Origin of the sequence: Mesorhizobium sp. M0500, assembly GCF_040321165.1 — a bacterium.
Taxonomy (GTDB): domain Bacteria; phylum Pseudomonadota; class Alphaproteobacteria; order Rhizobiales; family Rhizobiaceae; genus Mesorhizobium.
In genome coordinates this window covers 18,889-33,909 of sequence record NZ_JAMYRB010000027.1, presented here as the reverse complement: position 1 = coordinate 33,909, position 15,021 = coordinate 18,889, and the positions used below count along the sequence as shown (strand labels likewise).

Here is a 15,021-nt window from a genome sequence, read left to right as displayed (position 1 = left end):
GCGCATGGCAAAGCCGTTGCTCGAAATGTCGGCCGCGAGGGTCTTCTTCGATGGCATCTTCACCAGCCCGCGCGTTGCCCATCCGGAAGGCGTGGCCATCCATCGCGACGGCTCGATCTGGTGCGGCACCGAAACCGGCGACCTGCTGCGCTTGGCCGCCGATGGCGGCTCGGTCGAACGCATGGGCGGTACGGAGGGCTTTCTGCTCGGCATCGCCTTCGATAGCGCGGACAACTGCTTCGCGTGCGATCTCAGACATGCGGCGATCTTTCGCTGGGATGCCGCGACGGCTGGTATGACGCGCTTCGCCTCGGCCGGCATCCGCGTGCCGAACTATCCGATCGTCGACGAGACACGCGGCTGGCTCTACGTGTCGGACAGCGTAGGCGAAGACAACCGCTCCGGCATCTTTCGCTACGATTTGAAGACCGGCGAAGGCGGCCTGTGGTGCAGCGAGACCATGGCCTTCGCCAACGGCATGGCGATGGCGCCGGGTGGCGATGGGCTTTACGTCGTGGAAAGCCATGCGGCCTGCCTCAGCTATGTGCCGATCCTTGCCGACGGCACGGCAGGGTCTCGCCAGCTCGTCGTGGAGGGCGTGAACAACGTTCCCGATGGCGTCGCCTTGGCGCCGGACGGTTCGCTGTTCATCTCATGCTACGAGCCGAGCCGCATCTATCGCTGGCGAAAGGATAGCGGGCTCGAGGTGCTGATCGAGGATCCGGCGGCAACGACGCTCGCCCACCCAACCAACATTGCCTTCAAGGACGACAAGCTCTACACCGCAAATCTCGGCCGCTGGCACATCACCGAAATCGACTTGACGGCGATTTCTTAGATCGGGCCGAACCGGGCGGCGCTGCCCTATCCCAGCCGCCCGTGACTGGAGCGGATGCGCAGCACCTGCACCTGTGACGGCAACTCGATCAGGAACTCTTCGTCCCGCTCGAGATGGTGGATTTTCGTCGGATCGCCGCCGGTGAACGCCGCCATCGCCTCGATAGTCTCCCAATAGGAAATCGTCACGAATTCCGAATGGGTCGGCGTGTCCTCGCGAAAGGTCTGCACGCCCAGCGCCTTCTCGATCAGCGGCTTGATGCCGGCCTTGTAATTGTAACTCTCATAGGCGTCTGCCTTTTCAGGCACGGTTCTGCCGCGCCAGATACGAGCGATGGTCGGGGTTTTCTCCGTAGCTTTCGCTGTCATGGTCAACGAATTCCTGCTGGTCTGATTGGTCCGCGGCGTTCGGCAAGGCCAGCCCCAGACAGGCCTCCTGCCGACCGGTAGGAGACTTACTCCTGATCCTCGGCGCCTGCTCCGTGGAAGAAGGACCGGATTTCCTGCATGTCGACGCTGCCGTCACCGTCCTCATCGACGGCGTTGAATATCCGCCCGACGAAATCCTGGACTTCGCTTTGAGAAAGCGCGCCATCGCCGTCCGCATCTACTATGGCGAACATCATTCGCATCTTCGCGCCATGCATCCCGCGTGGAATGCCGCCGCGCCCTCCCATCTCCCACCCTCGCTCAGGTGGGCCCATCCTGTAGTCGCGATGCCAGCGGTCGGGACCTCGCCGTTCTGTCCGGGGCGCGCGATCTTCCTGCATTCTCTCCTCCAGCATCTCGGTCATCATCTGGCGCATCATTTCGCGCATGGCATCCTGGCTCTGCCCGCTCATTGCGGGCGACTGTTCGGCGCCACGATCCGGTGCCGGCGCGGCGGGCGCAGGTGGGCTCGTCTGGCCGAATGCCGGCGCGGCCAACATGGCCAGCGCCGCGGCAATTGCAGTGGTTTTGCTTGCGAGCGTCATCGTATTCTCCATCGGTATGAATTGGAGGCTGAACGTGTCTGCATCCAAGCCAAACCGGCTGCTCGCCTCATGGTTCCTGGGCAGTCGGCACGGCGGCGGAAAAGTCCGCCTGATCGCGGCAACGAAAGCGGCTCACCCACGTTGCCGTTGATGCAAAGCTCCACCAGGAGGAAAAAATGGCCGACGATAAGAGCAAGCGAGATTTCCGCGAGCGCGATCGCGTTTCTACGGAAGACGACCGTGAAGTCGAGTATTTTGCCCAACAGAACGGCATCACCGCCGACCAGGTCCGTCAGTTGATCAAAAGCTTCGGCAATGATCGCGGCCGGCTGACCGTAGCCGCGAAGGCGTTGCGAGGGATTTCACCTGCCGGAGCCGACGAGGTGACCAGGGAAGCCCGCCAGCAGGCGACACCTATGCATCTCGGCAAACCCGACGAGTGATGCCGGGCAACTGCTCTGCCGCTGCCGCGGGCATCAGAACTTGCGGCTCAAATAGTCCGAGCCGCGCAGGCCGAACCGCCACTCGGCATCGACAGCCTTGGAAATGCCGATCCGGCGGCCTGTTAGAACGGCGCTGGCGTCGCCCGGCTGCCTGAATTCGAATGGCGGCACGTCCAGCGGCAGCCCGTCATGGGATTTGTCGATTGCCAGCGCCTGGCAAAGACGACCCGGTCCCGAACAAAGCAGCCGCGGATCGTCAACGCCGCGATTGGCCCGCATCACCTCCAGCCCGGATTGCGGTTCGATTGCGCGGACAAGCACGGCACTGCCGGGCAGGCAGACGGCATTGAGGCACCAATGCAGGCCATAGGAGCGATAGACATACGCGCTGCCCGGGGCACCGAACATTGCGCCGTTGCGCACGGTCCTGCCACCGAAAGCATGCGAAGCCGGGTCATCCGGGCGATAGGCCTCGGTCTCGACGATGACGCCGCCAACGCCGTGCACAAGCAGCGTGGCGCCGATCATGTCGCGCGCCACGGTGGTGGCGTCACGGGCAAAGAATTGATGGGTGGTGGTCATTGTGCAGCAGACTCGGTCGCGCCTGAACCTGACGCGACAACAAGGTCCCGGACCGGACACAAAATGTCCAGCCGCAGCGCTCGGATGAAGATATTCAGCGCAGCACGGCTGCGCCGATGAAAACCGCCGCGGCCAGCACGACGATGGCGGCAATCACCATGACTGGCCCATATCTGCTCGGTTGGACGTCGGGCTCATCCTTCAGCGGGCGCATCGCATTGGCATAGCTCGCCTGGTTGGTAAACTTCGGCGTTTCATGGCGCGCGGCAGGGCTCTTCGGCGGAGCGTTGCCGGCGGATTCCGCGTCCGTTTCCATGGGAGCCGCAGCCGGATCGATGCCCGGGGTCTTGTCCCCTTCGCGCCCGGCGTCGATATCGCCCCGCGCCTGAGCCGGGCTTCGCCCAAGAGGTGCTGCGTCGGTCATAGTCGAGGTCCTTACAGAGCATCGGCGTCAAGCATTCTAACCTGCGTCTCATTTCAAAGTTCCCCCGTTTCAAAGTGCCCCGTTTCAAAGTGCCAACGAGCGGAAACCGCCTGGGCCTGCTTCCAGGAACAACCGGCGATCGAGCGGGTTGAGCAAGCATCGGGAGAGCAACATGGACTTGGTGCGCCACGCGCCCAGATCAGCAGTTCGAAACAGGCTCCAGCGCATGATCTACTTCACCGCCGACACGCATTTCAGCGACCCGCGCATTTTGCGCATCGATCGCCGCCCGTTCGGCTCGCTGGCGGAACATGATCGGGCGCTCATTGCGTTCTGGAACGAGACTGTCGGGCCGGACGACGAGGTCTGGCATCTCGGCGATTTTGCCAGGGGATCGGCCGCGTTCGTGTCGTCGCTTCTGGCGTCTCTTCATGGCAGCAAGCATTTGATCATCGGCAACAACGATGCTGCGGCCACCATTGAGGCCACAGGTTGGGCGAGCACGCAACACTACAAGGAGCTGGCGCTCGACGGCAGTCTGCTGATCCTTTGCCACTACCCTTTTCGCACCTGGAACCAGATCGGCAGGAAATCGATCGACCTGCATGGCCATTCCCACGGCAGGCTGACCCCGGTCACGCGCCAGTATGACGTCGGCGTCGACAGCTGGGATTTTCGTCCGGTCACGCTGACCACCATCCTTGCCGGCCGCGGCCGAAGGGCGGCGCGGCAAAGCCGTCAAAAAGTCGAGTGATCGAAAGTGCCGGCCGTGCGTTGAGGAGTTTCAACGCCAGGGAGCACGCCATGAACAGACGTGAACTGATCGATGCCGACGGCGGCAATCATGCCGCAAAACCCATTCCGCGCGCCGCATTCGATGGCACCTTGGCCCTGCTGCGCGAAGGCTATGACTTCATTTCAGCCCGCTGCCGGCGCATGAACACCGACATCTTTGCCACGCGCCTGATGCTGCGGCCGGCAATCTGCGTCCGCGGTGCCGAGGCTGCCGAGATGTTTTATGGCGGCGACCACTTCACCCGAATTGGTGCGATGCCGCAGACCACGCTGCGGCTGCTGCAGGACAAGGGCAGCGTGCAGGCGCTCGACGGCGCCGCTCACCGCCACCGCAAGGCGCTTTTCCTGTCGATCCTGTTGGATGGCGACCAGATCGAGCGGCTCTGCGCAACCTTCCGTCGGGCCTGGCTCGACCGACTGGAAGACTGGCAGCGGCGTGACGAGATCGTCCTGTTCGACGCCGTAAACCTCGTCCTGACCCAGGCGGCAGCGGATTGGGCCGGCATCCCCGCCGACAAGGATCGCGCTGAACTCTGCCGCGAGCTCAGCGGCATGGTCGAGAACGCCGGCGGCGTCGGGCCGTCGACCATGCTGGCGCTGTGGCGGCGCCGCCGGACCGAACGCACTATCGGCGAGCTTGTACGGCGCGTTCGAAGCGGCGCGCTTGATTTGCCGGCAAACAGCCCGGTCCGCCTGGTCAGCGAATATGTCGATGCCGAGGGAATGCCGCTCGATCTTGCCAGTGCTGCGGTCGAGATCATCAACATCATCCGGCCGGTTGTCGCCATCGGCCGCTTCATCATGTTTGCGGCGCTGGCGCTTCACCAGCACCGCCAATGGTACGATAAGTTCGCCGCCGGCGATGACAACGGGCTGGAAGCCTTCGCCGAGGAGGTTCGCCGGCTCTATCCGTTCTTCCCGTTCATCGGCGGCCGCGCCCGCCACCCCTTCGAATGGAAGGGCTACCGCTTCGGCAAAGGCGACTGGGTTCTGCTCGACCTGCACGGCACCAACCACGATCGCCGCCTGTTTGTGGAGCCGGACCGATTTATCCCGGAGCGCGGCTTGAGCTGGAAAACCCACGGCTTCGACTTCATCCCGCATGGCGGCGGAGATCCGGCGACTACCCATCGCTGCCCCGGAGAAGCCGTCACCGTCGCGCTGATCATGGAAGCGGTTCGCCTGCTGACGCGGTCGATGGCCTACCAGGTGCCTGATCAGGATATGACCGTCTCGCTTGCCCGCATGCCGGCGCGGCCGAAATCCGGGTTCAGGATAGATAATGTGCGGCGAAAACCCGGCTGAAAGGCTGCCGGTCGAACCGGAACCTCTGCGGAGCTGAGGCGTTCGAAAATTGCAAGGCGTAAAGGCAAACGCAATGGCTCAGAAGATCACGACAGGCGCGAACGACCGGCCGCGCAATGAAACCATCGGCCAATCCGGCGAAGGCCTGCCGGACGACAGCAGCAGGCCGCTCGAGGTCGACGAAGGCTGGGTCGCCCGGCTGAGAAACAAGCTGCAGGGCAAGCCTCGGCAAGCCGGTCAGACCAACACGGACGAAGTCCCCGCAGGCACTCCAGGCGCTGGCGAGAATATTTGCCGCCGCTGTGCAGGGTCAGGCATGATCGACGGCCGCACCTGCCCCGAATGCGGCGGAACCGGCAAGGTGACGACGCCGATAGGCGGAGGCTGAGCAATTCCAGGAAAAGTGTGAAGCGGTTTTCCGTCCGGTATTTGCGTCAAACAAAAGATAGACCGGTTCTGCGTTTCCGCGGAACGATGAACCGTCCAGCGCCGGTCAGATCGCAGGCACCCACTTCCAGAACACGCCTTCCTTGCGTTCGGGGTAGTGCTTGAACTCGCATTCGAAGCGCCAGCCGTAATTCTTGGCGGTGGCAAGCGCCTCCTTGCTGACCGGGTTCATGCCGGTTCCCGGCGCAAACCAGTCCTCCAGCAAGTCGTCGGGGATATAGGCGCCGATCCTCAAAGGCAGCTTTTCGAGGACGACATCCATTTCGGGCGGTGCAGGCACGGGGGGCACTCCTTCGAAATTTACCTGACGAAGAAATCGTTCGAGGTGGATTGGGTTCCAGACCATCGCTGAGGGTGGAAGGTGAGTGTGATGGACGGGCAGGGTTGGATTCGACATCCGGCTTTACGAGATATGGCTGGAAGTCAAGACGCTGGAGCCCAAATGATCGACACCATGTCGAAGAGCAGCTTCTGACGATTATCGATCTCCGCAGGTCCAAAGCTCCCGCACGGCTCGAATTCAAGCTTGTGGTCGGTTATCATTTTCTTGAAGTCGAGCTTCGATTTGTAGGTGTCATCCCGCAGCGTCTCGTTCCAATACAAAGTCCCAGCATAGGATTTTAGTTTCTTTGAATAGACTTCATTGTTACTAGAAATATTGTCTCTACCCTTCAACAGCAACACGCCGCCAAGTCTGTTCCTATCAACTTCGAAACGTTCAGCGTTGTTTTCATAAAGGGCTAGATTATTGATGTTGTTCGACATTATATGCTCTATGTGGTAACCGTTAACAGCGCCGGTCTTGGTAACAAGGTCCTCGATATTATGTGCAGGCATGTTCATTCCAACTGCCAGAAAACTGTCGATTCGTGCGAAGAAATAGCGGGTGAAGCGTGTCGGAACGTCGGTTATCGAAGTGTTCTTGAACTGCGCATATTCGAATGGATCGCTAACCGGCAGACCACGTCTCAGCGAGAGCAATTTGAGCAATTGCTGATCGAATGCCGCAGGAATTGCGCTGGTATTCGCGGCCCGTATCGCCTTTGAGATTTCGTAAACAGCGTCGTTGAACTCATTGCTGTCATACGCCCGTTGCAGGCGCAACAGGGTAAAGAGCCGGTCGAGGTGAAACGAAACCAGGCGAATCTTCTCCTCTTCGTCGGGATCATCAACCGTGCAAGCAGAAAGAATAAGGAGAAACTGGCTGTCCATTTCGTTCAGCCTGTTGAAATAGACGTGGTCCTGCGCCGGTTTCCGCACGCCAGCATAGTTCCAGATTTTTGCATAAAGCGAAGTGTAGTAGCGGAAATCCTCACTGAGAAATTTCTTGACCCTTACAGCGTCGTGATCGAGGCCGAGCGCCTCGTTCATGTCCTTTTTGAACATCTCCCGGTGGTACTCGTTGTCGAACCGCTGAGCGACGCTCCTCGTGTCGGAGAACTTCGCCTTCAAATAGTAAGTGAAGAATGTATCGATCTCCTCTGCCTTGTAGCGATTCACACTTCTAACGCAGCGTTCCCACAACGCGTTGAAATCCTGCGCTTCCAGTTCGATCTTATCGATCTGGCCGAGAAGTTTACCTTTCAATATTTCATATGGTCGGAGTCGCACGCCGCGATCATTGATGACCTCGAAGACCATCGGAACGTCGGTCTGAGCAACGGAAAGATTGATCAGCACCAGTCGGTGCAAGAAATAGAAGATGAAGGTCTCGAGCTTGTGTTTATCGGTAAGGCGCTCGTCCAGCGCGTCAGCGATGACATTGTAGTTGTCGAGCATGTTTGCCGCGGTAAGGCCGCTGTCCGTCGGAATCTCATCCTCGTCCTCGAACAATGCCGTCAGTGTCTCCAGGTGGCGCTCATGGTTCATCCAGAATCGCTTTTTGAAACCGTCCTGCCCAGCGATCTTTCCTTTTACCCAGTCGGCTAAGTCGGACTCGAAAGCAGCAGCCATATGGTGCAACTTGATGAGAATCAGCGTCAGCGTGGTGAGGCGCTGCTGTCCGTCAACGACATACACGCGGCCATCGACCGTATTGGTCACATAAGTACTGAGATAATACCAAGGATATCTCGCGACGATAATTTCCGGTCCGGGGTCGAGGTCAACGTGTTTCTTGTAGGCCTCCTCAAATGTATAAAATATATCGTCAATTAGCCGGCGAACCGGCTCGTCCGTCCACTTGTAGTCTCGCTGATAGAAATCGATGTGATAGGTCGTGTTGGAAAATACGCGGTCGATATTCTGCTTGTCTGGCGCGATGTCCATTGTCAGTGCCCCCCGGCTCTGTGAGTTCGACGTGATGTTTAACGCCCGAAGATTGATTGCGGCATGATCAGGCGTGGACCGACGACTCCTGCTGGCCGATTGGACATGCGCAGCCGATAACCTTTGGCAAGCCATGCTGGCACATCCGCAAGGTTGCCGACCCGGATGTAATCCTTCTCCAACCGGGTAGGGCTGACGACATACATGTCGTCATCGTGCCGATGCGGGTAAAGCAGCTCGCCCTTTTGCGTTCCACGAGAGACATAGGCGTAGAGCCCCGATGCTTTTGGCAATTTTAGTGCAGGACTCAATTCTCTGTTTCCTTCTGTTCCATTCCCTTGAACGCATCAGGCCAGCCGCCATGGGCTTCGATGACCTTGTCTATCTCGGCCATCACCTTCCGCGTTTCGGTGAGCGCGTGGACAATGCGGCGGTAGTGGAGAACGTCCTCGGTGGTGAGCGTGCGGCCGCGGCGGTCCTTTAGCCACTTCTCGCAGACCCGATAACCGCCCACGTAGAACTCGAACGTCGCCTTGGGCACCTCCTCGAACCAACGCTCGGAATTGATATAGAGACGGCCGTTCACGAAGCGCGGATAGCCGTTGCTGCCACCTGTCGGCGGAATTGCCGCCGCGCCGGAACCGGCGAAACGGATGCCAGCTGGATCCTTGAGATCGGGCGCGGCGTCCACATCGACCAGATGCAGCGCAACTAAGCGGGTTCCCAGCGGGATCAGCGCCTTGAATAAGGCGCGGTCCTTCGGCAGGGGAATGCGGGCAAAATCGGATTTCAGGAAATCGGCATAGCGCTTGCGGTAAGCCGGGGAATACAGCACCGCATAGATCCAGTCGAACACATCCCGGGCGCCGAAGGTAACTTGCTTCGCCCCATGTGCGCCATCGTCGAAGGCCAAGCCGGTAAGATAGGCGAGTCTCTTAATGAAGGCGCGGGAGAGATTAGGTCCAGGCTGAACATCGGCGCCGGTCGGCTTCAGCCAAAGCGGAAAGACGTTGTTTTGTTCCTTGGTCTGGGTGCTGATTGCACACATTTCAACCATTGTATTGGTGCAGAGCGCATGTCGGTAGCTGTCACCAGCGAGCTGCCGCGGCAGCAGCAGCGCTAGGTTACTACCATCCAGCAAGTGCTGCATAACATTGCCTCTGGGCCAGTCGACCATGGAGGGGTCATAAATCACTTGCCGTTTATCAAATGGCCGATATAGACAAGTTCTTATTGCGCGTTGCCAATCCAGGTTAGCACGAATTTGTTGTCGAGCGTTTGACAACGACCACTGCCTGGTGTCTCCAGCCTGATACTTCGAAACAGATCTTCCAGGAAAATACTCTGCTCGGATCTGATCGTCAGTTAGCGAAGAATCGGCAAAATGCGTAATACGGTCGCGTAGTTCTGTTCGATCAAACGCAACTGATAAATGATCGCGGGAGGTTTGTATAGCGGTGCTGGATAGCAACATCAATTCCCTTATCTGGGGGAACGACTCAAATTCTTTCCTGTTTACATCATCGCGCGGAACAAAGAAATAGTATGGTGAACTATAGCTTACCTTCAGAGAATTAATTTCTGCGCAAAACTGGAGTACACCATATTTTTTTGCACGAGAACCGATTAACTCGGAATAGTACATCTCAGATGGCGCGTGATCGTTTGGCGCAGAGACGTAAAGTCCTATTGCAACGCCCTGCTCGATATCAAAAACGTTCTCATCTTGCAGATCAGTACCATGTGGTCTTCTCTTTGCGCTTCCATGGAGATTTATCGCCCGTATTCGTTGAAAAGTGTTCAGCAATGACCTTCGCATTCCTCGGAAGGTGGGGTTGTCGAGATACCCATGGTTAGTAATTAGTCCGATCGTGCCCGTTCCGGTTTTCGAAATTAGCTGCTGCGCAAAGCGGGTGAACTTGACATAGTCGTCATGCAGCCAGTGCTTGCGTTCGTTGAGTGGATTTCCGTCAACAGTCTTGTACTCCTCAATCATCAGCGAGGCTGAGGCGGACATGTTTGACGAAATACCAGCATATGGCGGATTCCCGATCACCACGGTGAACCGTGCCTTCCCCTTCGCCTCGTTGGCTGCTTTCGCCTCATGCGCCAGCGCCTCCGACATGAAAGCCAATTGCAGATCGAAATCGCGCGGTTCCTCCAGCGCGTTGGTGAGGAAAATCCGGGCGCGTTCCTTCGAGCGGAAATGGTAGCCGGTGTCGGCGAGCTTCAGGCCGAGCTTCATATGCGCGATTGCATAGGGCGCCATCATCAACTCGAAGCCGTACAGTCGCGGCAGCAGGTGTTTTTCGACATAGGCGTTCCAGAAGGCGTCGACATCCTGCTTGCTCTTGCCCGCCTTGCGCCATTTTTCCAGCATGCGTTCGTGAACGAGGCCGATCACCTCGACCAGAAAGGTGCCAGTGCCGGTGGCGGGATCGAGGATCTTGACAAATGGGTCCGACGGCTTCTCGCCTTCCGGGATCCTTATCTCCGGCTTTCGCGCGACCATCTCGCCCCAGGTCGTGGTGTCGGCAAGCCCATCTTCCAGTCCGAACTCGGTGCGCAACACCTCGTCGACGGAACGCACGATGAAGGAGACGACAGGACGAGGCGTGTAGAAGACGCCGCGCTGCATGCGCTTCTTCGCGTCATATTCCTTGAGGAACAGCTCGTAGAAATGGATGACAGGGTCTTCCTGCGGATTCTTGTCATCGAAATCGAGGAGAACTGCCTCCATGTTGGCGTCGCGCAGCATCTCGACGATTTCGTTGACCCCAAGCTCGTCGAAATCCACGCCGCCCTTGCGGCCGCCGGCCTGCAGGAAATTGGCGAGAAGCTCCTGCAGGAAAGGATTGGTGGGCGGTGCCATCAAGGCTGCGTCGTCAGCCACTAGGGCGCCAGACTCGCGGCTGATACGTGCCGAGAGCAGCCCATAAGCAACGGTCTGCGAATACATGTCCGCGAAGTCGTCAGGCGTCAGGTCGTGGATCAGCGCTTCCTTGAAGGCGGTATGCAGTTGCCGCAATGGTCCCTGTTCGGTCTCAGCCTCCAGGAGTTCATTGGCGCGGGTACGGATCTGACGGGCGAGACGGGCGAGTTCCCTGGCCATGGCCTTTGCCGTTGTGACGCTCTCACCCTTGCCTTCGGTGAACGCACCGCTCCAGTTTTCGCGCCAAGCGCCCAGATCGCCAGTATTCTCCGGCCAGACAAGATGCTTCTTCAGCGTATCGTTGGTATATGAAAGGCGGCGGATCGTGTTTTGTCCGTCCCAGCCGAGCACGCGCAACGCCGGCAGATCGCCCATGTCTGAGCGGTCCTGGAAATGGGCGAAGGAAAGCTGGCGCTGGCCGCTCTGCCCGAAAGAGGAAATGAAGAGCAGGTCGTGCTTGACCCAAACCGCGCGCTCAGCGGGATTGGCCGACTCGCGCTTCTTCTTCGTCAGCGAACCCAGAATGCGGCGCAGCACCGTCACCGGCATCGCCTTGCCCGGAAAATTCAGGAAGAAGATACCGAAAGGCTGACTTGAGGACAGCGGCCGCAGCTGTTTGATCTCGATCTTTCCCTTCTCGCCATCGAGCTTCAGGCCGAATTCCGACGGCGTGTAGTCGAAAGTGAGGTCGTCGAAGCTTTCGTCTTCGATCGGCCAGTCCAGGTGATTGCGCAGGTATTCCAGCAGGCGAGGGAAGGTGGTGATCTCGTCCAGGCGTCCGGTATCCAGCATCAATTCAACTCCATCCACGCCTTCAACACCGGCCTGACGCCGGCAGGCGCCTGAACCTGGCGCAGGTATCCGTTCCTGATGTGCTTCTCGATGGCGGCCATGGCTTCTCGCAGCGAAGTGCGATCGAATATGGTCCGCCGCGGCGTTTCTGGCGTCGACCGGATCAGATGCAGCATGGCGGCCGGATCTTCGGCGATCCTTCTGCTTTCGAGATCGTAGAGATACCAGCCATTGCGGCCCATCTCCTCGCTCCATACCTCTTCGCCGTCCGGCGCGATCGCATCCTTGCTGGGCAGCGCGTAGCAGAAGAACACGAACCGCGCGCCAGTGGCGGGGCATTGCTTGCCGCTGAAGATACGACGCGGCAGGGCGTCGAGGCGGGCTTCCAGCGATGGATCTGCGATGAACAAGTCGCGCAACTCCTGCCGCATCTGTTCCTCGAAACTTTGCTGGCCCTCGTAACCTTCGTTGAAGTTTCTGAGCGCTTCGTAGTCATCCTCCGGCCTGAGCAGCTTTCTGCCCTCGATGCCGAATAGTTTCGAGATGCGCAGTGTTTTGCCGGCGACCCTGTCGTAAAGTTTCAGAATCCGTTCGAGATCGTCCGGCGGCAGAAAATTCCAGTACCGCACCCTGCCACGCAGCGCCGCGCGATCGGGATGGGCGGCGGCTAGCGCTCTTTCCACCATCGGATTCATGCGCCGGTCGACGCGGCCGATGCGTTGCATGAGCCGCACGGGATTCCAATGCAGGTCATAATTGATCAGGCAGGTCGCGTCTTGGAGGTTGAGCCCTTCGGAAAGCACGTCGGTTGAGATTAGGATGCGGGTTTCGGCGATGCCCTCCCGTTCGAGTTGGGCACTGGAGGAGTTGTTGTAAAACGGCGCGAAGCGGCGGATCACCTCACCGCGGCCGAGTTTGGTCGCCGAATCGACCTGTTCGACGCCCGCAATGCCGGCCTTCTGCAGCTCCCGTTTCAAATAGCGCGCGGTGGTCATGTATTCCGTAAAGATCAGGCACTTGTGGTTCTGGAGAACCGGATCGGTCTTCAGGAGCCGGATCAGTGCTGCGAGCTTGCCGTCATCGGCGGGCGTGAAACCGCGCAAATCCTCGATGAACCTGGCTAGCTGATCGAGATCGAGAATCGTCTCGTTCAGGATTTCATCGATCCTGAATTCCTTGCCCGGCAGTTCCTCAACTGCTTCCAGCATTTCAGGCGAGATGAGATCCTCGCCCGCCTCAGGCTCAAGCCCCCGAAATTCCGCCTGCCGCTCCTGGACATAGGTGAGCGTTGCCTCGTGCTGCGCCTTCCAGCGGGCGAGCCGATCCTTCTGTCCCTTGGCGCTGGAATGTCTTTCGGCGAAGGCAAGTAGCTTGACCAACAGATTCTGGCAGGAAGAATCGAAAGCTGCCGTGGAGCTTTCCAGCCTCTTAAGGAATCCCGTTCGGATCAGACGGACGACCTGGCGCTGCCGGCCGGTGTTAAAATCTGCCTTGTCCTCAGGCGCCACTGCCCAGGGATAGGGGTAGTAGATCGGCAAGGAAAAGAGAGGCTGCTGCCGGCTGAAAGCTTTCTCGACGAGATCGAGGAGGTCGGCCTGTCGTTGACCGAGCATGTAAGCGCCGAGTTTCGGGTCTTCCCGGATGGGAAACAGCGCCTCGCCCTTTGCCTCTTTCTTTTGGCTCTCCTTGACATAAGCGCGGCTGCGTTGGACCACCAACTCCTTCACGATAGGATCTGATGAAAAGACATCGAACGCGCCGGGCTGGACTACGGTCTCGTCGATATCATCAAGTTCATCCGTGTCATTGTCCTCCGGCTCGTTCGCCCTTCTGATGCGCTTTTCGAGCACCCGGAAATGTCCCTGCACGGAATGGACCCCGAGCGGCGCCTGTCTCAGTTTCTCTCCGTTGCCGGCGAACAGCTCGATCATGTGCATTAGATCGAATACGCTGTTATTCACCGGAGTGGCGGTTAGAAGGAACACTTCCTTGCCTGCAGCGACTTCCTGAAGCTGACGGTAACGCGACGGGCGGCGCTCGCCTGTGCCCGCGATGCCCGGATTTCGGAAGTTGTGCGCCTCATCAACGATGATCGCGTCGGCCTGGCTGGCGATCTGCGTCAGCACGCGGTCGTACTTATCGCTGCTCAGATCCGTGTGGTTGAGGATTTGTAGATTCGAGAAAACACCATCAGTCAGGTCGGGAAGAAATTTGTCTAGGTTCGCTTCCCAAACGGTCTCACGACCCGATTTTGGCACCAGGAGCAAGACCTTCTTCCGCTCGAAACGAATCAGACGCTCGAGCAGCATTAGGCCGACGAATGTCTTACCGAGACCGACGCCGTCACAAAGAAATGCGCCACCATATTGCCGCGCTATCTTCAGGATCGCGCCGTATCCTTCCTGCTGGTAGCCGTCGAGCATCCTCCAAATAATGGATTCGTTCTTTTCCCAGTCGCCAGCGCTCAGTTCTCGTCGTTTGAAATATTCGCGCAGCGACAGTGCATAGACATCGAAAGGCGAGAAATTCTCAATGTGCCGCTCGATCGTGCGCAGCATGTCAGCGGTTACGTCTTCGGCCTCGTCCCAATGCTCCTCATACCAGTCCTGAAGGACCGTCACCGGCTGTCCGGTGATCTGCACGTTGAGCTCAATGTTCTGGGTTAGGCCCGGACGGGTGAAGTTCGACGAACCGACTAGCGCCGCGGAACCTACAACTTCAAGTCTGGCATGGGTGATGTACGCCTTCGCGTGGAAGCGCTCTTTCCTGTAGACACGGAACTTGATTTTTCCGTTTCGGATCGCCTCCGCAATCGCAGGGACACCGGTCAGGAAATCATCCCGTTCCTTTTCCATTTCCACGCTTGAATCGAGCCGGCGGACCCGTTCGCTGACCGCCTGTTCGAAGGCCTTGCGCGTCCGGCGACTGACTTCATCTCCCATAAGGACACGCATCTCGTCGACCCGTTGCCATTCTCCTTCGAGCCCTAGAAGCGATCCGATCTCAAAGTAGGCACTGGCAATATCTATTGATCGCGAAATTTGACACCAGTCCCGTAAATAGCGGAGCGCCAGCCATTCATCATCGCTGTTGTCGACTATGAAGAGTTCGCTTCCCGATCGAGAACTTGTCCGCTTTGGCATTTTCCCCCCGTCGGTCGGTACGTTAGACTAAGAAGTTGGAATTGAAATAGCCGACGTAAAAGTCGCCCCAGTGCAGATT

The 15,021-nt window shown here is 58.6% G+C and carries 14 protein-coding genes; 5 read left to right on the top strand and 9 right to left on the bottom strand.

Going from position 1 to position 15,021, the window contains the following annotated elements:
• The first annotated feature begins 4 nt into the window (after positions 1–4).
• Positions 5–838, top strand: coding sequence for an SMP-30/gluconolactonase/LRE family protein (locus NKI70_RS28620; protein ID WP_352577643.1), 834 nt, complete (start codon positions 5–7; stop codon positions 836–838).
• 26 nt (positions 839–864) lie between these two features.
• Here NKI70_RS28620 and NKI70_RS28615 read toward each other — a convergent pair whose 3' ends face one another.
• Positions 865–1,206: an antibiotic biosynthesis monooxygenase family protein gene (locus NKI70_RS28615; protein ID WP_352725668.1), complete on the bottom strand. Its 342-nt coding sequence runs from the start codon at positions 1,204–1,206 to the stop codon at positions 865–867.
• Between the two features lie 86 nt (positions 1,207–1,292).
• The gene (locus NKI70_RS28610) at positions 1,293–1,811 is read right to left on the bottom strand and encodes an EF-hand domain-containing protein (protein ID WP_352725666.1); all 519 of its coding nucleotides are present in this window, start codon (positions 1,809–1,811) and stop codon (positions 1,293–1,295) included.
• 176 nt (positions 1,812–1,987) lie between these two features.
• On the opposite strand from NKI70_RS28610, the gene NKI70_RS28605 reads away from it, so the two are divergent.
• A complete protein-coding gene (locus tag NKI70_RS28605) occupies positions 1,988–2,254 on the top strand; it encodes a DUF3606 domain-containing protein (RefSeq protein ID WP_023677031.1) in 267 nt (88 codons plus the stop codon).
• Positions 2,255–2,287: 33 nt separating this feature from the next.
• On the opposite strand, the gene NKI70_RS28600 is transcribed toward NKI70_RS28605, so the two are convergent.
• On the bottom strand, positions 2,288–2,836 hold the full coding sequence (locus NKI70_RS28600; RefSeq protein WP_352571829.1) for a DNA-3-methyladenine glycosylase: 549 nt from the start codon (positions 2,834–2,836) through the stop codon (positions 2,288–2,290).
• Positions 2,837–2,930: 94 nt separating this feature from the next.
• Positions 2,931–3,260: a hypothetical protein gene (locus tag NKI70_RS28595; RefSeq protein ID WP_352725664.1), complete on the bottom strand. Its 330-nt coding sequence runs from the start codon at positions 3,258–3,260 to the stop codon at positions 2,931–2,933.
• Positions 3,261–3,486: 226 nt separating this feature from the next.
• Between NKI70_RS28595 and NKI70_RS28590 the strand changes: the two genes are divergently transcribed.
• The 3 genes from NKI70_RS28590 to NKI70_RS28580 all read left to right on the top strand — a co-directional run bounded on the left by NKI70_RS28590 (position 3,487) and on the right by NKI70_RS28580 (position 5,748).
• Positions 3,487–4,014 carry a metallophosphoesterase gene (locus NKI70_RS28590; protein WP_352725662.1) on the top strand — a complete coding sequence of 176 codons (528 nt, stop codon included), beginning with the start codon at positions 3,487–3,489 and terminating at the stop codon, positions 4,012–4,014.
• Positions 4,015–4,064: 50 nt separating this feature from the next.
• Positions 4,065–5,360: a cytochrome P450 gene (locus NKI70_RS28585; protein WP_352725660.1), complete on the top strand. Its 1,296-nt coding sequence runs from the start codon at positions 4,065–4,067 to the stop codon at positions 5,358–5,360.
• Positions 5,361–5,433: 73 nt separating this feature from the next.
• Entirely contained in the window at positions 5,434–5,748 is a 315-nt protein-coding gene (locus tag NKI70_RS28580; RefSeq protein WP_352540042.1) for a hypothetical protein, read from the top strand.
• A gap of 105 nt (positions 5,749–5,853) precedes the next feature.
• Here the strand turns inward: NKI70_RS28580 and NKI70_RS28575 are convergent, their stop codons facing one another.
• The 5 genes from NKI70_RS28575 to NKI70_RS28555 form a co-directional block, all read right to left on the bottom strand.
• Positions 5,854–6,087 (bottom strand): hypothetical protein, encoded by a 234-nt coding sequence (locus tag NKI70_RS28575; protein ID WP_023677026.1) that lies wholly within the window; start codon positions 6,085–6,087, stop codon positions 5,854–5,856.
• 143 nt (positions 6,088–6,230) lie between these two features.
• A complete protein-coding gene (locus NKI70_RS28570; RefSeq protein WP_352725658.1) occupies positions 6,231–8,075 on the bottom strand; it encodes a DUF262 domain-containing protein in 1,845 nt (614 codons plus the stop codon).
• 38 nt (positions 8,076–8,113) lie between these two features.
• Complete coding sequence (locus NKI70_RS28565) at positions 8,114–8,386, bottom strand: hypothetical protein (RefSeq protein ID WP_352725656.1); 273 nt, start codon at positions 8,384–8,386, stop codon at positions 8,114–8,116.
• Complete coding sequence (locus NKI70_RS28560) at positions 8,383–11,799, bottom strand: type ISP restriction/modification enzyme (protein WP_352725654.1); 3,417 nt, start codon at positions 11,797–11,799, stop codon at positions 8,383–8,385. The genes NKI70_RS28565 and NKI70_RS28560 overlap by 4 nt, the downstream gene beginning before the upstream one ends.
• The gene (locus NKI70_RS28555) at positions 11,799–14,942 is read right to left on the bottom strand and encodes a helicase-related protein (protein WP_352725652.1); all 3,144 of its coding nucleotides are present in this window, start codon (positions 14,940–14,942) and stop codon (positions 11,799–11,801) included. The genes NKI70_RS28560 and NKI70_RS28555 overlap by 1 nt, the downstream gene beginning before the upstream one ends.
• Positions 14,943–15,021: the final 79 nt, after the last annotated feature.